Source organism: Thalassotalea litorea (assembly GCF_043642205.1).
Taxonomy (GTDB): domain Bacteria; phylum Pseudomonadota; class Gammaproteobacteria; order Enterobacterales; family Alteromonadaceae; genus Thalassotalea_A; species Thalassotalea_A litorea.
Map to the genome: position 1 here is coordinate 1 of NZ_JBHZSG010000006.1, position 21414 is coordinate 21414.

At 44.3% G+C, this 21414-nt stretch carries 16 protein-coding genes and 1 rRNA gene; 12 read left to right on the plus strand and 5 right to left on the minus strand.

All coding sequences use genetic code 11. From position 1 onward, the window contains the following. Positions 1-198: 198 nt before the first annotated feature. Positions 199-313, plus strand: a 5S ribosomal RNA gene (gene rrf / locus ACHUFQ_RS04555). Between the two features lie 1311 nt (positions 314-1624). On the opposite strand, the gene ACHUFQ_RS04560 is transcribed toward rrf, so the two are convergent. Beyond that, positions 1625-2560, minus strand: coding sequence for a LysR family transcriptional regulator (locus tag ACHUFQ_RS04560; protein WP_394173414.1), 936 nt, complete (start codon positions 2558-2560; stop codon positions 1625-1627). A 111-nt stretch (positions 2561-2671) separates the two neighbouring features. On the opposite strand from ACHUFQ_RS04560, the gene ACHUFQ_RS04565 reads away from it, so the two are divergent. The 3 genes from ACHUFQ_RS04565 to pssA all read left to right on the plus strand — a co-directional run bounded on the left by ACHUFQ_RS04565 (position 2672) and on the right by pssA (position 7059). Next, positions 2672-4123 carry an NAD-dependent succinate-semialdehyde dehydrogenase gene (locus ACHUFQ_RS04565; protein WP_394173416.1) on the plus strand — a complete coding sequence of 484 codons (1452 nt, stop codon included), beginning with the start codon at positions 2672-2674 and terminating at the stop codon, positions 4121-4123. A gap of 121 nt (positions 4124-4244) precedes the next feature. Beyond that, complete coding sequence (gene gabT, locus ACHUFQ_RS04570) at positions 4245-5525, plus strand: 4-aminobutyrate--2-oxoglutarate transaminase (RefSeq protein ID WP_394173418.1); 1281 nt, start codon at positions 4245-4247, stop codon at positions 5523-5525. A gap of 193 nt (positions 5526-5718) precedes the next feature. After that, positions 5719-7059 (plus strand): CDP-diacylglycerol--serine O-phosphatidyltransferase, encoded by a 1341-nt coding sequence (pssA, locus tag ACHUFQ_RS04575; protein WP_394173420.1) that lies wholly within the window; start codon positions 5719-5721, stop codon positions 7057-7059. A gap of 124 nt (positions 7060-7183) precedes the next feature. Here pssA and ACHUFQ_RS04580 read toward each other — a convergent pair whose 3' ends face one another. Then, positions 7184-9478, minus strand: coding sequence for a TonB-dependent receptor (locus ACHUFQ_RS04580; protein ID WP_394173422.1), 2295 nt, complete (start codon positions 9476-9478; stop codon positions 7184-7186). A gap of 103 nt (positions 9479-9581) precedes the next feature. Between ACHUFQ_RS04580 and ACHUFQ_RS04585 the strand changes: the two genes are divergently transcribed. The 7 genes from ACHUFQ_RS04585 (at position 9582) to ACHUFQ_RS04615 (ending at position 17574) form a co-directional block, all read left to right on the plus strand. Beyond that, positions 9582-10415 (plus strand): helix-turn-helix transcriptional regulator, encoded by an 834-nt coding sequence (locus ACHUFQ_RS04585; protein WP_394173424.1) that lies wholly within the window; start codon positions 9582-9584, stop codon positions 10413-10415. 138 nt (positions 10416-10553) lie between these two features. After that, positions 10554-11975, plus strand: coding sequence for an aldehyde dehydrogenase family protein (locus ACHUFQ_RS04590; RefSeq protein ID WP_394173426.1), 1422 nt, complete (start codon positions 10554-10556; stop codon positions 11973-11975). A gap of 9 nt (positions 11976-11984) precedes the next feature. Beyond that, positions 11985-13403, plus strand: a complete 1419-nt coding sequence (locus ACHUFQ_RS04595) for an APC family permease (RefSeq protein ID WP_394173428.1) — start codon at positions 11985-11987, stop codon at positions 13401-13403. Between the two features lie 38 nt (positions 13404-13441). Continuing rightward, entirely contained in the window at positions 13442-14839 is a 1398-nt protein-coding gene (locus ACHUFQ_RS04600; protein ID WP_394173430.1) for an NAD(P)/FAD-dependent oxidoreductase, read from the plus strand. Positions 14840-14909: 70 nt separating this feature from the next. Next, positions 14910-15821 carry a dimethylarginine dimethylaminohydrolase family protein gene (locus ACHUFQ_RS04605; protein ID WP_394173431.1) on the plus strand — a complete coding sequence of 304 codons (912 nt, stop codon included), beginning with the start codon at positions 14910-14912 and terminating at the stop codon, positions 15819-15821. Positions 15822-15838: 17 nt separating this feature from the next. After that, positions 15839-17077 (plus strand): M20 family metallo-hydrolase, encoded by a 1239-nt coding sequence (locus ACHUFQ_RS04610; protein ID WP_394173433.1) that lies wholly within the window; start codon positions 15839-15841, stop codon positions 17075-17077. 350 nt (positions 17078-17427) lie between these two features. Beyond that, positions 17428-17574, plus strand: coding sequence for a hypothetical protein (locus ACHUFQ_RS04615; RefSeq protein WP_394173434.1), 147 nt, complete (start codon positions 17428-17430; stop codon positions 17572-17574). On the opposite strand, the gene ACHUFQ_RS04620 is transcribed toward ACHUFQ_RS04615, so the two are convergent. The 3 genes from ACHUFQ_RS04620 to ACHUFQ_RS04630 form a co-directional block, all read right to left on the minus strand. Then, positions 17571-18125, minus strand: coding sequence for a hypothetical protein (locus tag ACHUFQ_RS04620; protein WP_394173435.1), 555 nt, complete (start codon positions 18123-18125; stop codon positions 17571-17573). The genes ACHUFQ_RS04615 and ACHUFQ_RS04620 overlap by 4 nt on opposite strands. 358 nt (positions 18126-18483) lie before the next feature. Next, complete coding sequence (locus tag ACHUFQ_RS04625) at positions 18484-20064, minus strand: amidohydrolase family protein (RefSeq protein WP_394173437.1); 1581 nt, start codon at positions 20062-20064, stop codon at positions 18484-18486. 11 nt (positions 20065-20075) lie between these two features. Next, positions 20076-20771: a 2OG-Fe(II) oxygenase gene (locus ACHUFQ_RS04630; RefSeq protein ID WP_394173439.1), complete on the minus strand. Its 696-nt coding sequence runs from the start codon at positions 20769-20771 to the stop codon at positions 20076-20078. A gap of 170 nt (positions 20772-20941) precedes the next feature. On the opposite strand from ACHUFQ_RS04630, the gene ACHUFQ_RS04635 reads away from it, so the two are divergent. Further along, positions 20942-21349: an acyl-CoA thioesterase gene (locus tag ACHUFQ_RS04635; protein ID WP_394173441.1), complete on the plus strand. Its 408-nt coding sequence runs from the start codon at positions 20942-20944 to the stop codon at positions 21347-21349. The last annotated feature ends 65 nt before the right edge of the window (positions 21350-21414 follow it).

The following is a 21414-nucleotide window of genomic DNA, read 5'->3' on the forward strand; positions in this document are numbered from 1 at the left end:
CATTGAGCTAACTGATACTAATTGCCCGTGAGGCTTAACCATACAACACCAAAGAGAATTGTGTTGTCTGACACGCAAGTTAATAGATTAAGTAAGAATTAAATTAATACAGCATTCCAGATTGTTGCATGCGAATGTACGGTCGCTCCTTGCCATCCCTGGCATTGCGACATAAATACATCCATGTATAAAATTTTGTCTAGCGACCATAGCGTTGTGGAACCACCTGATCCCATGCCGAACTCAGAAGTGAAACGCAATTGCGCCGATGGTAGTGTGGGGGTTCCCATGTGAGAGTAGGTCATCGCTAGGCTTCCAATTCCAAGAAAGCCCTTAGTTAACGCTAAGGGCTTTTTTACATTTCAGCCTAGCTCGACCTACCGTACGACTATATGGATATAGGAGGTAGAATGAAGCAGGATGCCCGAATCGAGGTCGCCGACATACAACGTTCATCCATGAACCTGTCGGCATTAGTACGTCCTTGTACAGAATCGCTATGAAGTGGTCACCTAAAAACCTGTCGGAACTAAGGTTTTATGCACCCGCGAAGCCTCCGCCTTCGAATCGTTTTTGATTCGACTCCACCTTCAAAATGTCTTTTATTTTGACTCCACCCTAAAACGCAGTTAACAACGCGTTTTACTCCCTCCGCGCAGCAAACAATTAACCAACACCGTCATTCCCAGACACTACTGGGAATCTAAAGCAAAAGCGGATACCCACTTTCGTGAGGATGACGCAGTTGTCACCTAAAAACCTGTCGGAACTAAGGTTTTATGCACCCGCGAAGCCTCCGCCTTCGAATCGTTTTTGATTCGACTCCACCTTCAAAATGTCTTTTATTTTGACTCCACCCTAAAACGCAGTTAACAACGCGTTTTACTCCCTCCGCGCAGCAAATCATTGACCCAAACCGTCATTCCCAGACACTACTGGGAATCTAAAGTAAAAAAGAAGATCCCCCCTTTCGTGTGGATGACGGAAGGGGGGAGGATGACGGAACAAAGTGCAAGCTAAAGCTCTAAAGGTGACAAACACAGCTTAAATGGCTGTGTTAGGGTGACAGCCGCAGCAAACAACACTGCGTCTGGTGACAAATCGAACTAAAGCTCTCCTAGGGTGATTACCCTTGCCGTCATTCCCAGACACTACTGGGAATCTAACGCAAAAGCAGATCCCCACTTTCGTGAGGATGACGGAAGGGGTGAGGATGACGGTACAAAGTGCAAGCTAAAGCTCTAAAGGTGACAAACACAGCTTAAATGGCTGTGTTAGGGTGACAGCCATAGCAAACAGCACTTCGTCTGGTGACAAATCGCACTGAAGTTCTCCTCGAGTGACTACCCTTTCCGTCATTCCCAGACACTACTGGGAATCTAACGCAAAAGCAGATTCCCACTTTCGTGAGCATGACGAAGTTGTCACCTAAAAACCCGTCGAATTAAGGTTTTATCCACCCACGCAGTTGTCACCTAAAAACCTGCCGAATTAAGGTTTTATCCACCTACGCAGTCGTCACCTAAAAACCTGCCGGAACTAAGGTTTTTTCCACCCGCGAAGCCTCCGCCTTCGAATCGCTTTGTGATTCAATTCCACCCTCATACCCAAGCTTTACATATTCTTATTGGTCGTCATCTTTAAATGATGCCAGTATCGTCGCCATCGCAATGGCTTGTTTTTTGCTTTCTCTCGGGCTTTTATTGACCACCAGAGATAAAGTGAAATTATAATTGATGGAGTTGGGTTTGATTAAGCGCATACTGCCATCATTGAGTTCTTTTTGGATGTGGCCCTGGGGCATAAAGCCTAAATACTCACCAGATTTAATCAGGATTTTGCGCATAAAGAACTGATAGGATTTGGCTTTCAGATTGAACCGTTCTAACTGCGCTTTACCTTCTCCCGTTATATCAATGCCAGGATGAATGGTTTCGGCATTAGCAAAATCTTCATCACTTATTTGATTGTCTGTTTGATTAAAAAATGGATGCTTTTTATCACAACAAAGAAAAACCTGTTCTCTATGTATCGGTAAATAATCTAATCCATCGATTTTATGATAGGCAGGAAAAATCCCCACATGAACTTTACCCTGTAATAGTCCTTTTTCAATTTGATCAATGGACATGGTGTCCAATTCAATATGCAAAGCAGGGTGTTTGCGATGGATTTGCTTTATCACTTCAACAAACTTCAATTGCTTTTCCTGATCTAATTGCTCTGAACACCAGATGACCAGTTCACCGCTCAACTCTGAACCCAGACTATTTACCAGCATAGAAAAGTCTTGCACCGACTCAAATAGCCCTAACGCGGCATGATAAACACTTTGCCCTTCATGGGTGAGGGTGAAACCGCTTCGTCCTCGTTGGCAAAGTTTAAAGCCCATACGCTGTTCGAGATTACTAATGTGGATGCTGATGGTGCTTTTGGTGATCCCTAAATGTGGCTCGGCAGCCGAAAACCCACCGTGCTCTACAACCGCCTGAAATACTTTCAATAGTCGCAGGTCGTAGTCGCTGAGATGTCTTGGGTTATTCAAAGGTAATTGCATCATGTTTCAATTTATAAGTTTGGTATATATCAAACTATACATTGATAAGTTTGTATTTATAAGTTTTAAAAATTGAATTTTAATAGTGTTATCTAAAAATACATGGACCTAAATATGATCACGTTGGCAGATAATGAATTACTCAGAGTGTTTTCTTACATTAACGGAAGCTGGCATAGCAGTGAGAAAGACATCGCCGTCACCAATCCGGCTACTGGTGAAGAAATTGCCAGAGTTAGCGATATTACCGCAGAAGAAACCATACTGGCGGTGAATGCAGCAAAGGCGGCATTACCAGCCTGGTCGGCTAAATCCGCAAACGAAAGAGCTGGGATCTTACGTAAGTGGTTTGAATTGATGATGGCTAATCAGAACGACCTCGGCCAAATTCTAACCATGGAACAAGGTAAACCTCTTGCCGAGGCTAAAGGTGAAATCGCTTATGGCGCTGCTTTTATCGAGTGGTTCGCTGAGGAAGGTAAACGTATCTATGGTGATACCATTCCAGCGCCAAGTCGGGATAAAAAAATCCTGGTAATTAAGCAGCCTGTTGGTGTCGTCAGTGCGATTACACCGTGGAATTTTCCCAATGCCATGATCGCTCGTAAAGCGGCAGCAGCGTTGGCAGCGGGTTGTACTTTCGTGGTGCGTCCTGCTTCACAAACGCCTTTGTCGGCGCTAGCGATGGCCGAGCTTGCGGAACGAGCCGGTGTTCCTGCCGGGGTATTTAATGTTGTGGTTGGTTCTGATGCGCAAGGGATTGGTGAAGTATTAACGCAACATCCCGATATTGCTAAATTCACCTTTACGGGTTCTACGGGCATTGGCAAGAAACTGATCGCGCAATGCGCAACCACAGTTAAAAAAGTTTCGATGGAACTGGGTGGTAATGCACCATTTATCGTCTTTGATGATGCTGACGTAGACGCGGCGATTCAAGGAGCGTTAGTTTCTAAGTACCGCAATGCCGGACAGACTTGTGTGTGTACTAACCGAATTTTTGTACAACAAGGTGTGGCTAAAGAATTTACTGAAAAATTTGCCAAAGCCGTTGCTGATTTGAAAGTCGGCAATGGTCTGGATACGGGCACGGATATTGGTCCTTTGATTTCCAGCCAGGCCGCATCTGATGTAAAAGCGTTGGTCGTTAAGTCGTTAGAGCAAGGCGCGACGTTGTTAACCGGCCACGAACCAATTGATATGCCTGATCAATTTTTAGCTCCTATGGTGCTGACTAATGTGTCAAATGATATGGCCATCGCCAAAAATGAAATATTTGGTCCGGTTTCGCCGATTATCGTATTCGATCAAGAAGCCGATGCCATTGCTATGGCCAATGACACCGAATATGGATTAGCAGCCTATTTTTATGCTCGTGATATAGGACGAGTATGGCGTGTTGCTGAAGCCCTGGAATACGGCATGATCGGGATCAATGAAGGGATTGTATCAAATGCTGCAGCACCGTTTGGTGGGGTTAAACAATCAGGAAATGGCCGAGAAGGCTCACATTACGGACTCGATGATTATCTGGAAATTAAATATCTTTGTATGGGTGGCATTTAAGCATAATTCTCATATGGCGATAATCATTTTCTACAAATGGCACATTAAGTATTAAAGAGATGAATTACCCGTATTGCCCTGATTTTTGAATGAGTGCGTACGGGGATTAAGAGGACAAATTATGACAAATCAGGAATTACAAGCACGCAAAACTCAGGTGATAGCCAGAGGTCAGGGCAACCTTTATCCTGTGTATATTGAACGCGGCGAAAACGCTGAGTTATGGGATGTTGACGGGAATCGTTATATCGATTTCGCAACCGGTATCGCGGTGTGCAATACCGGTCATTCACATCCCAAAGTCGTGGCTGCCGTAAAGCAACAACTAGATAAGTTTTCACATACCTGCGTTATGGTTAACCCATATGAAAGCGCGATTGAATTAGCGGAAAAGCTGACACAGGCAGCCCCTGGTAATTCTGAGAAAAAGGCAATTTTCGTAACGACAGGTGCTGAAGCGGTTGAGAACTGTGTGAAAATAGCTCGCGCTCATACGGGGCGCCGCGGTGTTATCGCGTTTAATGGTGGATTTCATGGCCGTACCAATTTAGCGATGGCGCTAACCGGAAAAATCACGCCATATAAAAATTTGTTTGGCCCATTTCCGGGAGATATATTCCACGCACCTTTCCCGATAGAAAGTCATGGAATTAGTATAGAAGAGTCATTAAGGGCGCTTGATACTTTATTTAAAGTGGATATTGCCAGCACAGATGTGGCAGCAATTATCGTTGAGCCGGTGCAAGGGGAAGGGGGTTTTTATCCAGCACCCGCAGAATTTTTAAGAGCGCTTCGAGAAAGATGCGATGAACATGGTATTGTGTTGATTGCCGATGAGATTCAGACAGGGTTTGGTAGAACCGGTAAAATGTTTAGCTTTGAACATGCGGATGTCGAACCGGATTTAATCACCATGGCAAAAGGTATTGCCGGAGGATTCCCAATTGCTGCTGTTGTTGGAAAAAGCCAAATAATGGATGCGCCGCTTCCCGGTGGCCTTGGCGGAACCTATGGAGGATCTCCGGTAGCATGTACCGCGGCGCTATCGGTTCTGGAAATTATTGACCAAGAAAATTTGATAGCCCGTGCTAATCAGTTAGGACAATTGTTTAATGAGCGTTTAACCTTGCTACAAAATCAATTTCCTGAGGTTATCCACGACGTTCGTAATCAAGGTGCAATGATTGCACTTGAACTTGGTAAATCTGCAACTCAATTTATCCCTAACCCGGAATTGACCCAATCCTTGATAGCCAAGGCGGCGGAACATGGATTGATTCTATTGGCCTGTGGCTTTTATGGCAATGTGATCCGATTCTTGCCGGCATTGACTATGACTGATGCAATCGCCAATGAAGGCTTAGATAAATTTGAACGGTTATTTTCGCAATTGTCGAGTTAATTGTGGATGTGCGGTTTGAGCCTGCCTTTGTAAATGGCTCAAATCGCAAACAATTAGCTGCAAAATTGTCCTTCACTTATCAACATCTCCTAAGACTTGCCGTTTACGGTGTGTATGCACAGAATTTATTTCCGTTTACAAGAAGATTACGTTTATAATCAAAGCATAATTTTTAAGTATATCCAGACCATAAATGTTAGCCCGCTATAGGCAAATACCGTTAAGTAATTCCCTACCATTGCATTCGAATGAAATCGATGTTTTGTTGAGCGCACAGGATTTTCGCCTGCGCCTACTTGAACTGATCAACAAAGCTAAGCATCGTATTTGTCTAACGGCACTTTATCTTCAAGACGATGAAGCCGGACGAGAGATTCTTGACGCTCTGGTGGCTGCTAAGCAGAAAAACCCTGACTTAGTGATCCGCATCTTTGTTGATTTTCACCGCGCTCAACGTGGTTTGATTGGTGAAAAAAAATCGCTTGGTAATCGTCAGTTGTATTTGGACCTGAATGACAAATATCCGGATGCAATTGAGATTTATGGTGTGCCGGTTAAGCAAAGAGAATTCCTTGGCGTTTTGCACCTGAAAGGTTTCGTCATAGACGATACCGTTCTATATAGTGGCGCCAGCCTGAATAATGTTTATTTGGGTGTTGGAGATAAATATCGCTGCGACCGATACCACCAAATTACTCAGCCGGGCCTTGCTAACAGCTTGGTCGACTATTTGCAGGAAAATTTTGTCAAATCTGGATTGGCACCGCGCATCAGTGTGCCGGGTACCCCGGATAAAAAGCAGCAAAAGTTTCTGATAAAACAGTTAAAAAGTGTGCTAAAACGTGCACGCTATCAGGTGGAAAGTCCAAATACTGAATCTGCACCTATGCAAATTCAACCAATTGTCGGCTTTGGCAAACGAGGTAATGGTTTAAACCAGACTGCTCGAAAAGTGGTAAACAGCGCTACGGAAAACCTGGTTATTTTCACGCCTTATTTCAATTTCCCCAAACCGCTCGCTTCGGATCTTCGTAGGGCGTTAAAACGTGGCGTGGAAGTTACCATCGTTGTCGGTGATAAAAAAGCGAATGATTTTTATATTGCCGATGAGGATAAGTTCTCAACAATTGGTATCGTACCTTATCTTTACGAAGTTTTGCTAAGTCGCTTTGTTAAACGTCATCAGCAGTATATTGATAAAGGTCAGCTAAACCTTCGACTTTGGTATCATGGAGATAATAGTTATCACCTTAAAGGGATAGTTGCCGATGATAAATATCACTTACTTACCGGTAGCAACATGAATCCGAGAGCCTGGAGTCTTGATATTGAAAACGGTTTATTTATCGTCGATGAAAGTCAGCAGATGCTAGAAAAGTGGCAACAGGAACTGGCGGTTATTTTGCAACATACAACACGTGTTAGCAATTTTAATGAAATTGAGACTATTAAAGATTATCCGGAAAAAGTTAGGGAGTTATTGCGCCGCATACAATTGACCAGCTTTGATAGACTGTTAAAGCGCTTCCTTTAATTTAATGATCCGCTTGTTATTCGTGGTTGGAAAATATCATGAGTAGATCTCTAACAATTTAAACAGCCACAATAGAAGCGCGGCTATCAATTAAATTGATAGCCGCGCTTTTCGTTATACGGAATTAAAAGTACTCGTATTTAAACGTGATACCAACAGTTGTTGGTTTTTGATGGTAGACGGTTCTTCCGGCAAAACCAGTGAAAGAATAGGTTTCAGCATCTTTATCGAGAAGGTTTCGTGCCCACAGAGATAACGTCCAGTTATCAGCATCTGAGGATAACGAAACTAAGCCGTCTAAAGAACTCACAGGACCATATTTCGCATTATCGTCTGCTAACTGAGCAAATTGACTATCAGCCCAGCTGTAGCTGGTTTGAAATTTCAAATAAAGCTCGTTATCAAGAGGCATGTCATAAGCAACCATAGCGTTATAGCTCCATTCTGGTGCTTGTGATAACACGGCGCCGTTTTCTAATGGTGCTGCTAGCGCATCAACAAAACCAAAACCTTGTTCGTTTGCCATGTCATTGACTCCAGGATCAGCGTTAATCCCTCTGAGATTCTTAGTGTCAGGAGCTTGTGTTACTTTAGAATCTAAATAAGCGACTCCGGCATGAACAGTAAGATCATCGATAGGCAACCACTGTACGTCCATCTCAAACCCTTTAGTTTCCGACTTTGGAATATTTACCAAAGTGGTATCAGCAACCGCAAATCCGCTAAAATCGCTGAATTCTCCGGAAACAAAAGTAACCAAAGACTGGCGATTTTCGTATTGCATGCCAAATAAAGCTCCATTAAATTGCATACTTCCATCGAGTAACGTCCATTTATATCCAATCTCTGCTGAAGTCACATCCTCCGGCTCTACGTAACTCCATGCTTCGGCATCAAGAATGGCAGCACCGTAATAAACACCACTTTTGTAGCTAGTAGCAACGTTACCAAAGACTAACAGGTCCGAATTTACTTTCCAGTCTAATCCAACTTTACCGGTAATTGCGTCATCCGTATTGGTTTCGTTAAGCTCAGTTACCGGGAAAATTTCGCCAAAGCTTAAGTTTGTCGCAATGCCATTAAAGGAACGTTCATCATGGGAGTAACGAATGCCAGCAATAAGCTTCCAGCTATCATTCAGCTGAGTTTCTGTGTGTAGGTAAACGCCCAAAGAGTCGGTAATCTGAATATAGTCTGCAATAAACTGATCGAGGCCAATAGCGCTGATGTCTTCAGGGTAAAGTACCCCATCAAATGCAGAGTCGGTAAGAAAAAATGAATCATCAAAGATGTCAACTGAATCGACTTCTTCATTGGAGATGTTAAAACCCGCAACCCAGCTAAAATCATCGGAAGAGGTACTAATAAAACGCACTTCCTGAGCCCATTGCTGTAATTGATTATCCTGAATTAGCTCCATGGTTGCGACTGCGGAACCATCATAGTTATCGACGATGTTACGGTCATACTGATCCCAGGAAGAAATCGATACTAAATCAAAAAAGTTAAAGCTGTAATCGATAGTAAGCGAAAGTCCTGAACCGCTTTCATCCCGCATTACTGGCAAATTGCCCACCTTCACTTTGTTGCCCTGATCGGGCGAATTTAATTGTGCGAAAGAATCATCACCAAATACGTCTTCAATGCCTTCACTGCTCGGTGAGCTCGGCTTAGATTTATCTTGATTTGCGTAGACTCGCAACAAAGCGTTGCCGGAAGAACCTAATTCAAAACCCAATTGTCCTCTGACTGCAAAAGTATCGATAAGTCCAAATTCTTCACCAGTCTCAACATCTGTTTGCCAGCCTTCTTTAGATTTAGCGTAATTTGCGGCAACGCGCCCATTAACTGAATCTGTTAGAGCGCCGCCAACGGCACCGCTTATCTCCAGAGTTTGAAACGAGCTATAGTCTACCTCAACATAAGCTTCAAAATCATCGCTAGGTTTTTTGGTGATAAAATTGATTGCACCGCCTGTGGTGTTTTTACCATACAAGGTACCCTGTGGTCCTTTTAAAACCTCGACTCGCTCAATATCAAATAGCTGTCCACTCAAATAAACCGGACTACTGGCAAATACTTCATCAGTATAGACACCTACCCCACTGGTATTGTTTGGGCTGAAATCGTCCAGACCAATGCCGCGAATCGCAAAAATAGGAGTACCGCCTGACGTTGAGTTAACGGCGACAAGCCCCGGAGTATGAGCGCCTAGATCTACCGCACTCTCCACGCCAAGCTCTTCTAAGCTATCACCAGAAAATGCGGTTGTAGTGACACCTATTTCAGTGATAGATTGGGTTCGTTTTTGTGCGGTAACTGAAATCTTTTCAATTTCCTGTCCATAAGAGCTTGGCGCAGCAGCAATGATAGCTATCGCAATCATTGATTTTTTAAATGTAGAGGCAATCTGGTGCATCTTATCTCCAAATTTTGTGTATTGAATTGTTTTTATTAGTAACAACTATTGCAGCTTGCGTAAGTTTTGTTTATCCCCTGTTAGGGGGAGGATGCCATATTAAATGATGACCAACCTTGAATTACGGAAAGTAAAAAGCTGGAGTGATGCGCTATCTAAAGTCATCGCAAAGGATTTCAGTTCAGACTCGATTGGCGAATTATTAAAGTGTATCGAATCGCTGATACAAGGCGAAAGTGGCATGATTACCTTGTACTCTAAGTCCAACCGACCGAAAACCACCCACCACAGATTACTCGCGGATGAAGACCCGGAATTTCATGTAACCACCTATGAAAATGGCGCCTATTTGTTGGACCCGTTCTACCGACGAGGGTTAGAAGATAAATTAGAAGGTGCATTTACGTTAAAAGACGTAGCGCCTGAGGGGTTCGAACATTCGGAATATTACTCTGTGTTTTACAAAAATAGCGGATTTGAGAATGAGCTGTGCCTAATTCTCCAATTGCAGAGTGACTTTTTTCTGAGCCTGTCCATTGTTAAACACGAGAAGGGTGAAGTATTTGATCCTCGAGATATCCAGACCATTAATTTAATTTTTCCTTTATTAAAAAGTGTTTTTGATCGCTATGTCTCAAATTATATCCAGGAAGTCGATACCAGTTTCGAAAATCATCTCGATAATGCTCTGGAAACTTTTGGCTCTTCGATGTTAACACCAAAAGAGTGTGACATTCTTCACTATGTGTTGCGCGGCTACGCAAATAAATACATCGCCGAAAAGATGGATAACAGCGCAGAAACCATTAAGCATCATCGTAAAAATATCTATTTGAAATTGGATGTTTCTTCACAGTCTGAATTATTTTATTTGTTTATTGCGGCATTAAAGGCACTCCCTGAAGGCTCTAAGCAAGATCCCCTGGTTTATATTTAATCGATTTATCCCCTATTCAGGGGATGTTTTTTACTCCTGAACTTTGAAATATTGTGGTATCGCACAATTATTAGCGCCTTAAATAGGCCGTGTATTCCTATACCAAATAACAACAAAAGGCAGCTTTCAGGAAAACTAATGCAATCCTATTCCGAATTTTTCATTAATGGTCAATGGCTAACTCCTGCCTCTCAAGCAACCATCGACGTTTATAATCCGGCAAACAATAAAGTATGCGCTCGGGTTCCAGCCGCCAACAATGAGGATGTGGACAAAGCTATTGCAGCCGCTTACCAGGCATTTCCGGCATGGTCCGGTACTAAATCTGGACAAAGACGTCAGTTTATTTTGGCGATAGCCGATGAAATGCAAAATCGCTTTGATGATTTAGTCGCGGCGATTTCCGATAGCATGGGCTGTCCGAGAGAATTGACAAAAGATATTCAGGTACAAGGTTCTATTGATGCATTTCGTGCTTTTGCGGACATGACTTCATTTGTTGATGAATATTCATCGAAAGATGGCGTCATGGAGTGTAAATCTGCGGTTGGTGTTTGTGTACTGATTAATCCCTGGAATTATCCGTTGTCGCAGTTAGTTGGTAAATTGGGGCCGGCATTGGCTACCGGGAGCACAGTCGTGGTGAAGCCTGCAGAACAAACGCCTTTGCAGGATATCATTCTGGCCGAGATCATTGAAAAAGTGGGTTTGCCAGCGGGGGTTTTTAATCTAATAACTGGCTATGGCAATCAAATTGGTGAACGGTTGTGTTCACACCCGTTTGTCGACATGGTGTCGTTTACCGGCTCTACAGCAGCTGGCATAAAGGTCGCTGAATCTGCGGCAAGTACGGTAAAAAGAGTTTGTCAGGAACTGGGTGGTAAATCACCATTTATCATTACCCCGGATGCCGATCTTGAGGCTGCGGTTCGCTACGGTGTTGAAGATGTGATGTTAAATTCCGGGCAAACCTGCTGCGCGCTAACCCGTATGTTGGTACCAGCATCTAAGTATCAGCAAGTGGTTACTCTTGCGAAGCAAGTTGCTGAAGAAAACACTGTCGGAGATCCTCTTGATGCAGATTCAACCATGGGGCCTCTGAGCTCAAAACTGCAGCAACAGCGAGTGTTGCAATATATAAAGTCGGGTATCGAAGAGGGCGCGACATTGGTAACCGGTGGAACCTATATTCCAGAGCAATTGTCGGAAGGTGCTTATGTGATGCCTACCATTTTTGCCGATGTTACCAACGACATGAAAATTGCGCGAGAAGAAATCTTTGGGCCGGTGCTTTGTATTATCGCCTATCAAAATATCGATCAAGCCATTTCTATTGCCAATGATACCGATTACGGCCTGTCTTCTTCGGTATACGCTGGCGATTCAAAATCAGCGTTAAAAATCGCTCGCCAGATCCGAGCCGGACAATGTTATATTCAAGGCAGTTACTTCAATACCTCCGCACCGTTTGGTGGTTTTAAGCAATCCGGTAATGGCCGTGAATGGGGTGAAGAAGGGTTGCGAGAATTCATCGAGATACAATCAATAATCACCGACTAGGAGCGTCGTATGACTACTCAACATAACCATAATAAAACACTGGGTAAACGCGATATCTTCTTGTTTTGCGTATCGGCCGTATTACTTCTGGACACGCTTGCCGCCGGTGCTGTTATGGGGCCTACGGTTATTTTCTGGTGGCTCCTTCTTACCGTCATTTTCCTTATCCCTTTTGGTGCAATTAGCACCGAACTGGGCACAGCTTATCCTGAACAAGGCGGAATTTATGCGTGGGTAAAACGCGCATATGGCCAGAAAATGGCGTCCCGTATCAGTTGGTATTACTGGGCGAACGTTGCAGTATGGGTTCCGGCAATATTTATCCTGTTCGCCGGGATCTTCTCGCAATTGTTTTTTCCTGATCTTTCCTTAAATGCACAAATTATTATGGGCCTGGTGATGATTTGGCTAACCGTTGTGGTGAACATAGTTGCTCTTAACATTGGTAAATGGATCCCTAATATTGGTGCGGCATTTAAGATAATTATTTTCTCGATCTTAATTTATGGTGGTATTTCTTATGGCCTGGAGCATGGTGTTGCCAATGAGTTTTCTTTGCAAACGATGATCCCGAGTTTGGAAAATGGTGGTTTAAGCCTTCAGTATTTACCTGCGGTTGTTTACGGCATGTTGGGTTTTGAATTGGCCAGCGCTAGTAGCGACGAGATGAAAAACCCAACCCGGGATCTTCCCAAAGCAGTCTTTAGTTCAATCGCTGTGGTTGTTGGTGCTTATATACTCGCGACATCCGCCATCCTTATTGCTCTGCCGGCGGGCGATGTTGATGTTGTTGATGGATTAATTGTTACCCTTAACCAGTTCTTTGGTGGCACACCTGAAGGGAATGCCTTGGTTATTATCTTAGGTGTTGGTGCGCTTTATACGTTTTTCTCTAATGGAACCACCTGGTCGATGGGAGCCAATCGTGCAGCAGCAGAGGCAGCAATCGACAAAGAATTACCCCAAGTTTTTGCTCTTGAATCAAAGCAAGGTACACCAGTGGGCGCGGCGATACTATTAGGGCTTGCAGCCTCCACACTGCTGGTTCTCTATGGTTTTCTTGCTGGCTCGAATGAAGATTTATTCTGGTCGTTGTTCGCATTCAGCGGCGTGATCTTTATCCTTCCATATGTCGTCATGTGCACGGCATTCGTGAAGATCCGTGAGCAGCACATAGGTACCATGGGTGTTATTGCTGAAGATGGCACATTCAGGTTTCCCGGAACACCAGCTTTCGTTAAAGCCTGTGCTTATCTTTGTACAATCATTTTGTCGTTAACGATATTCCTGTTTATTTATGTGCCAGGTGAAGGCGTTGTCTGGGAAGTTTTATGGGGTTCTTTAACTGTCATACTCATTGGTGAAGCCATTATCAACCGACGATTGAGTAGCCACTCATCGGACGCGGTAAACGTGCCGAAATCATAAATGTCTGGGTTAAAGTTTAAAGTAAATGGAGTATATATATGCCGACTAATGCTGAATTAGCGCTACAACAGGCAAGTTTTTTTCCTTATTGGCTGGACAACCCGGAACGACCGACTGAAGAGCCATCGTTAAAGGAAGATATCAAAACCGATTTGCTTATCGTGGGTAGCGGATTTACGGGTCTTTGGACTGCGGTTCAGGCAAAAGAGCAAAATCCTGAAAGAGATGTTGTGGTAATCGAAGCGCATAGTGCGGCTATTGGCGCATCGGGTCGACCAGGTGCAATCCTTTCAACCTCATTGATGCACGGTATGGAAAACTCTTATCGATTGTTCGAATCGGAAATGGATGAATTGGAACGGTTGGGTAAAGAAAACATGGATCAGTTCCGCGAAACCATTGAAAAATATCAGATTGATTGTGATGTTGAGTGGAGTGGAGAACTAACCGTTGCGGTAGGTAAACACGGCATCGAAGATATTGAATCCGAGCACGAACTTTACGTTAAATTTGGCCATGACGCACACCTGTTATCTCGTGAACAAGTGCAGTCGGAAATTAATTCACCTCTGTTTGAAGGTGGTCTGTGGTCGAAACAACGCTCTGGTATCGTTCACCCGGCAAAGCTGGCCTGGGGGCTTAAACGGGTGGCAAAACTATTAGGTGTTACGTTTTACGAAAATACGCCAATGCGGAAAAGCAAATCTAAAGGCGAAAACGTTATCGTTTACACACCGAATGGTAATGTTATCGCTAGAAAGGTGATTTTGGCAACCAATGCGTTTACCAAGCACAAGAAAAAAATATCTTCCCGAGTTGCTGCTATTCGCGATCGAATCGTCATGACCGAACCGCTTACAGAAGCCCAACTAGATGCTTTAGGGTGGAAAAACAGACAAGGTATCTATGACACCCGCACGCAGTTAAATTATATGCGCTTAACCAAAGATAACCGGGTTCTGTTCGGTGGCAGATTGGGCTATTTTTTCAATAATAATACTGATCCTGACTACGATAAAACCGCAGAGCCTTATGTGCGCCTAGTTGAAGCTTTGTACCGGACTCTGCCTGCGCTGGAGGGGATTAGAATTTCTCATGCTTGGAGCGGCCCAATTGCGCTGACAACCCGAATGGCCGTTCATTATCAGTATTACCATGGTGGAAAAATGGTTTTTACTGGCGGATATTCTGGCTTTGGAGTAACCGCGAGTCGATTTGCGGCAAGAGTCGCATTGGCTATCGTCGATGACGTTGATATTCCTGAGCGTCAGCTAGAGTTTGCTAAAACCTTACCAAGCTGGTTACCGCCTGAGCCATTTCGTTGGGTAGGTGCAAAAATAACCATGTACGCCCTCGATACCTGCGATGAGAAGGGGGGTTGGCGGATCCCCTGGTTGAATATGGTTGAAGGGATGGGCTTCCCGTTAAAACCTTAACTTATTTTTGTCGTCGATTAACACTTAACTTATGTAAGGTTCGGCGTACTTTAAAAATCGGAGAATTAAAATGAAATCATTTAGTTACCAGAGACGAGTAGAAGGTGGCGGCACGAGTCGCCTTGACCGCTGGGGAATGAATTCAGAGTATGGCGTGTTAAAAGACGTATTAATTGGGCCAATGGATCACTATTCCTGGCAGACGGGTAACGCCATGTCCAGACGGTCTATGCGCTTAGGTCGTCAATTTGATAAAAATATTGCCCGACAGCAGTACAACGAAATGCTGGATGCTTACCGAAGTGCCGGTGTTACCCCGCATTTATTAAACCCTGATCCTAACTTGCCTTATCAGCTATATGCCCGCGACTCATCGGTTATGACGCCCTGGGGACCTGTTGTTACCCAGATGTTCAGCCCATGGCGCCGTGGCGAGTGGGCTGAAATTGTTAAGTTTTATCAGAAAATGGATATTCCGCTTTATGACATTATCACCGCGGGCACGTTTGAAGGCGGTGATTTTATGGTGTTGGAACCTGGTGTGATTTTATGTGGTTACACAGGCGAGAGAACCAGTGAAGCCGGTTTAAAGCAGATGCAGGCCTGGGTCGAAGCGGAAGGCTGGGAATTTAAGAGCTACCAGTTTGATCCTTACTTTCTGCATCTTGATGTCAAAGTTGCCATGCTGTCGGAAAAGCTGGCGGCGGTTTGCACCCAGGCGGTGGAAGACGAATTACTCGATTGGTTTAAATCTCGCGGTATTGAGATCATCGATATTTCTTATCGCAGTGTGCTTGAGCTTGGCGTTAATGTGGTTGCTCTTGGCAACGACAGAGTTCTTATACCAGCGCAAAGCACGGAGCTAATTGAAAAATCCAAAGCCCACGGCTTAGAAGTTTTTGCTCCGGATATGTCGATGTTTACCTCTGGCGGTGGCGGTGTTCACTGTATGTGCCAGCCGTTGAACCGGGAAGACGGGTAATGAATGGTATGGCAAATATGAACAACGTCCAAGCGATTGCGGTTAACGGCGAGCGCCTTTGGCAGTCATTGATGAGTATGGCTGAAATTGGCGCGACCGACAAAGGTGGCTGTAATCGCCAGGCACTAACGCAACTGGATAAAGCCGGGCGAGATCTGTTTATCCAGTGGTGCGAACAAGCCGGTTGTGAAGTTCGTTATGACCAAATGGGGAATTTATTTGCCCGTCGCCCTGGTAAAAACAATGAGTTGCCTCCGGTAATTACCGGCAGTCATCTGGATACCCAACCGACCGGCGGAAAGTTTGACGGGGTCTATGGGGTGCTTGCAGGACTGGAAGTTATTCGCACGCTCAATGAACAAAATATTGAGACCTTACATCCGATTGAGGTAATAGTCTGGACTAACGAAGAAGGGGCGCGCTTTTCTCCTGCGATGATAGGCTCTGGTGTCTGGTGTGGTGAATTTGCTATTGATTATGGCTGGTCGCGGACTGACAAACAGGGGGTAAGTATCAAAGACGAGCTCATTACCCATAATATGCTCGGTGAGGCGACATGTCGGGCGTTTGATGTCAAAGCGGCATTTGAACTGCACATCGAACAAGGACCTATTCTTGAGGCGGAAGAGCTACAGATTGGTATTGTTCAGGGTGTACAAGGGATGCGTTGGTATGATTTAACCATAACAGGAAGTCCGGTTCATGCTGGGCCGACGCCGATGGAGCAGCGTCGCGATCCTTTCATGGGACTGGCGGACATGACTAAAAAACTTTATGAACTAGCAGCGCATTATGCGCCATGGTCGCGGGTAACATTTGGAGATATTCAGGCGCTGCCAGGAGCGCGTAATACCGTCCCTGAGCAATTAATTCTGGCAGTAGACTTACGTCATCCCGATCAAAAAATCCTGCAACAAATGGATCTGGCGTTTAGACAAATCGTTTCAGAAGTAAGTGAGCGATATCAATTATCGTCATCGATTCGTGATGAGTGGAATTCGCCAGCGGTCACATTTGATGACAATTGTGTGGCCGCGGTATCGGCTGCAGTCGATGCTTTTGGGTACTCGGCGAAACTAATGTTTAGCGGTGCCGGGCATGATTCTGTGTATGTTTCAAAAGTGGCGCCGACTTCAATGATATTTATCCCCTGTGAAGGAGGTATTAGCCACAATGAGGCAGAAAACGCCCACAAAGATGATATTACTGCCGGCGCTAATGTGTTGCTTGGTGCTATGTTGAGGATGGCGGAATGATTTAGCGGGAGTTAGCACTTGCAACTCCCAAAGTGCGCCTCGCAAGCGATACTCCGGGAACGCGACGACAAACATCGCTTCGAGTACGCTGAAGTCATCAGCTCCGAGTTGCCGACATGGACGTTGGTATACAGAATTTGTCAGGAACCGAAATTCTATACCCGTGACACAAAACATCGCTTCGAGTGAAAACCCACAAAAACCTGCGTCATGCCGTGATACTACACGGCATCTAGGGCTAGAGCCGAACGACTCTGATGTGCCAACAACGGGAATTGAAATTCCCTCAAGGTGGAGAAAGAAACACGTTTCTTTGGGTGGAGATTACGATAAATCGTAATGGAGGGATAATGCGCAAAACGCATTGGGTGGATAACGTTTCATTTTATGAAACGTTGGTAAAAGCCACAAAAAAACCTGCGTCATGCCGTGACACTACACGGCATCTAGGGCTAGATCCAAACGGCTTTGATGTGCCATTAGCGGAAGTTGATTAATCTTTGATTGGAGCCGACATTGATTCTTTAGCCGTCATTCTTCTATTGAGTTTAGATAGCAACTTGTCTTGGTTTTTATCGTAATAATCTTTTTGAATACCAAACTCAAAATAGTCTCTGGTTTTTGAACGCAAACCTTGTAGTTTGATGTGGCAGTTATAAAATTTATAACCTTTTAGTTGAATCAACTCAAAATCAATAGATTTTATTTCATTTAGATATATTTCTGGTTCAATACTGTCATTTGAATTTTCGCTGTATCGATAAATGCTATTCTCTGTTATCTCGACCAGTGTACTTCCTAAATCATATTTAGCGATGACCCAAGCAGAAAAGTGAAATACCAAATAACTTCCCGACGCTAGCCATAACACTACCTCTAATTGATTAATCTGATTTTCAAGGCGAAAATCTAACGGCAACAAAGCATAACTGGCAAAACACCCAATAAAAACCACTGTAGCAACAGCGAGTTTACCTAAGGGTAGTTTCCCTATTTTATTTTTATACTGCCACAAGGCATATCCTGAAGGTTCATACCATTTCATCATTTAGAAACCTTCAAGGTATGTGCCAATGTCTTTACCTTGGTCACTTTCCGCCATACCTAAAAAAGTCGCACGACTGCCAGCGTCTCGAATGCTTAGTCTGTGAAAAATTAAACAAAGCAGGAAGTATAATATTGTGAACACTGCTAGCATGCCAATGAAGAGAAATGACTTCCCAAATATTTCTAGCCCGTCGTGAGAGAAAATTATAGGTATTCCAATTAGAGATGTAAGCCAAATCACATGGCGGCTGGACGTTATAAACGCTATTTTTAGAACATTTTTACTATACAAAGGGGGAGTTCCTTTTCTTCCGCTTATCGCTCACAGCGGACCATGAGCGATAGGTTAATCCAGAGCCTTATTCAGTTCCTTTCGCGTCTGCGACGATTTCTCTTACATCGGCAAGCAACTGCTTGGCGTCATAAACAATGCCATCTTTGACGGTGTAAACTACACCTCCTACCCGGGTCGGCTGATTGTTATCGTCCAGACGAAAATGACCGGTACCATATAACACTTTAAAGTTGCGCAGCGGGTTTTCTTTGACGATAACCATATCCGCTTTTTTGCCAACGCGCAGTGAGCCAATATCTTGCTCCATGCCCAGTGCCTCTGCACCGTTGTATGTCGCACTCTTTATGACTTCCAATGCGTTAAAACCGGCTTCTCTTAAAAGCTCGAGCTCACGGATGTAACCAAAACCATAGATTTTGAAGATATACCCGGAATCGGAACCTGTGGTTACCCGGCCGCCATGATTTTTATAATCATTTAAAAACGCCATCCAGGTTTGGAAATTTTTCTTCCAGGCGATTTCATTATCCGTGGTCCAGTCAAACCAGTAACTGCCGTGGGCATAGCGAGAGGGTTGAAAGAAATCCCATAACGTGGGCAAGGTGTATTCCTGATGCCAGTCGGCATTCATCTCCCGCATTAAATCGCGACTGGCTTCATAAATGGTCATAGTCGGATTCATGGTGAAATCCAGTTCAATGAGTTCATCTCGCACCGCGTTCCAGTGATCGCTGCCAGGCTTTGCCGCCTGACCCCATAATTTGCCAGCTTCGCCAAAGCGATCCATTTCATTGTTGTAGTTGTAGTCTGGCGAATAGTTTTGAATGGTTTGATTTTCAAATAATGCTTCTGGCAAACCATACCAATGTTCCATGGTCGTCAGCCCCATACGCGCAGAATCTAGGACATTCATGCGCGCCACTTCCAGTTGTGCATGATGCATCATAGTACCCAAGCCTGATTTTTTTGCCTGGCTTAAGGCCGCTTCCATGATTGCCGGTTCTGCACCAAAGAACTTAATTCCCTTGGCACCATCCCGAGCAATTTTCTTAACCCATTTTGTCGCCTGCTCCGGGGTGGTAATTGGCTCATCAATGCCCATGCCGAAACCTACATAGGGGACAATACGCGGTGCAGCTATGGTGTTTTTAGCGGATCGTTCAACGTGATCAAGGACCCAATCTACGCCATTAAAACTGCCCGGTTCGCGTACTGTGGTAATGCCATGTGCAAGCCACAGCTTTAATACGTATTCGGCTGGAATATTATCGGCACTGCCACCAATGTGCCCGTGCATATCAACAAAACCCGGGAGAATATAATGGCCTGTGACATCCAATTCTTTGTCACCTGGATTTGCGACAGGACGACGACTCGCTTTAATCGGCACACCGGGGTTTCCAACGTTTACCATGGCAACAATCCGATCGTCTTCAATGACGATATCCATGGGCCCTTGAGCAGGCGCACCTTCACCGGTAACAACGTTAGCGCCACGCAAAATCAGACGCTCGTATGGTCCGTCTCCCCGGTCTCGCTGCGGCGCTTTATCGCCAGGAGCCGCATAAACGGTTGACGTGAGAGTGCTTAACAACAAAGCCTGAAATAAGGTTTTGCTTACCAATAACTTTAATTCTCTGATCATAATGATGTCTTTTATTTGGTGTAGATCCGCTCAGCCGGATTGAATAACATCCATGAGGTTAACACATATTTGTCGTTTGAAATTGGAATGTTGCCCCGGTGAGTGTGAGTAAAACCACAAGGGGCAATGATCATAGTTCCCGTCTTGGGACGAATACTACGTTGCTGATAATAAAAATCCGTTTCGCCACCTTCGTCAACATCGTTCAGATAAATCAGAAATAATAAGGTGCGATGCAAGGCCATATTACCATTTAACTGCGGGTAGATCTCTGAATGCCAATAACCGTAATTGCCAATCCCTTTATCGTATTTTTGGGCATTAATCGGCGCTAACTGAAACAAGTATCGGATCAGATTCATGATGTTGGGTCTGCCCACTTCATTGAAATTTTCTTCGGTTAATTGCACTGGCTTGCCGGTCGATGGATGATTGACGGTAAGAGAAATCCCACTGATTAACGCAAAAAAGTACTTTTCCAGATATGCCTGAATATTTTGGGTGGTTGCTTGCAATATAGTGCTCAGCGACGATTGAAATTCAGGGTGTTGGTTCAGGTAAATATCCGAGCTGACTTTCTTGCTGGTATCCACACCGCCACCAGTGATCCCCGCCGTTTGATGCGGGCTTTGCTCGAATTGGGTAATAAATTGTTGGCAAAACTCTGTCGACAAGGCATTGTCATATACTTCGATAAAATCGGTCACGGCACTAAATAGGTTATTTGCAAAAACGTAGCGTTACTATGCAATAATTTTGATGTTATACCAAGTCTTATAGATGATAGCCCAGCCACGAAATATATTTGCACATATCGGCTAGATGATAATCTGTTTATAATCATTGATATCAAGTTCAACCTGTTGAGTTATACGTTATGTTTAGCGATGAATTTTACCCACGTTTTAGCGATACTGATGCCTTGGGGCATATTAACAATACCTGTATCCCGGTATGGTTTGAAGGCGCACGAGAAGGCGTTTTTAAAGTATTCTCACCAGATTTAGACCTGAAAACATGGCCACTTATCCTTGCCAAAATTGATGTGCACTTTCATGCGCAAATTTTTTATGGTGAAAAAATTGAAGTGCGTACCTTCGTGTCGCGCATTGGCAATTCTTCATTTGATGTATATCAGGAAGTTTGGCAACAAGACGAATGTAAGGCGAGTGGCACGGCCGTCATGGTTCATTTTTGTTATCAGCAACAACGCGCGGTGGCGATTGACGAAAACCTGAAGCAAATCTTGCTCAGCCATGCCCCGACACAAGAAAAACGCTCTTAAGGCAAAAATAAAAAACTGCTGACAAGCAGGTGATTCTGACAAGCCTGACATGTTAAACTAACTTC

Excerpts from the sequence above, each read along its gene's own strand:
- ACHUFQ_RS04620 (WP_394173435.1), bottom strand. The coding sequence starts at position 18,125 with ATGATGAAATGGTATGAACCTTCAGGATATGCCTTGTGGCAGTATAAA.
- pssA (WP_394173420.1), top strand. The coding sequence starts at position 5,719 with ATGTTAGCCCGCTATAGGCAAATACCGTTAAGTAATTCCCTACCATTG.
- ACHUFQ_RS04560 (WP_394173414.1), bottom strand. The coding sequence starts at position 2,560 with ATGATGCAATTACCTTTGAATAACCCAAGACATCTCAGCGACTACGAC.
- ACHUFQ_RS04625 (WP_394173437.1), bottom strand. The coding sequence starts at position 20,064 with ATGATCAGAGAATTAAAGTTATTGGTAAGCAAAACCTTATTTCAGGCT.
- ACHUFQ_RS04615 (WP_394173434.1), top strand. The coding sequence starts at position 17,428 with ATGCGCAAAACGCATTGGGTGGATAACGTTTCATTTTATGAAACGTTG.
- ACHUFQ_RS04635 (WP_394173441.1), top strand. The coding sequence starts at position 20,942 with ATGTTTAGCGATGAATTTTACCCACGTTTTAGCGATACTGATGCCTTG.
- ACHUFQ_RS04610 (WP_394173433.1), top strand. The coding sequence starts at position 15,839 with ATGAACAACGTCCAAGCGATTGCGGTTAACGGCGAGCGCCTTTGGCAG.
- ACHUFQ_RS04600 (WP_394173430.1), top strand. The coding sequence starts at position 13,442 with ATGCCGACTAATGCTGAATTAGCGCTACAACAGGCAAGTTTTTTTCCT.
- ACHUFQ_RS04605 (WP_394173431.1), top strand. The coding sequence starts at position 14,910 with ATGAAATCATTTAGTTACCAGAGACGAGTAGAAGGTGGCGGCACGAGT.
- ACHUFQ_RS04595 (WP_394173428.1), top strand. The coding sequence starts at position 11,985 with ATGACTACTCAACATAACCATAATAAAACACTGGGTAAACGCGATATC.
- ACHUFQ_RS04585 (WP_394173424.1), top strand. The coding sequence starts at position 9,582 with ATGATGACCAACCTTGAATTACGGAAAGTAAAAAGCTGGAGTGATGCG.
- ACHUFQ_RS04590 (WP_394173426.1), top strand. The coding sequence starts at position 10,554 with ATGCAATCCTATTCCGAATTTTTCATTAATGGTCAATGGCTAACTCCT.
- ACHUFQ_RS04565 (WP_394173416.1), top strand. The coding sequence starts at position 2,672 with ATGATCACGTTGGCAGATAATGAATTACTCAGAGTGTTTTCTTACATT.
- gabT (WP_394173418.1), top strand. The coding sequence starts at position 4,245 with ATGACAAATCAGGAATTACAAGCACGCAAAACTCAGGTGATAGCCAGA.
- ACHUFQ_RS04580 (WP_394173422.1), bottom strand. The coding sequence starts at position 9,478 with ATGCACCAGATTGCCTCTACATTTAAAAAATCAATGATTGCGATAGCT.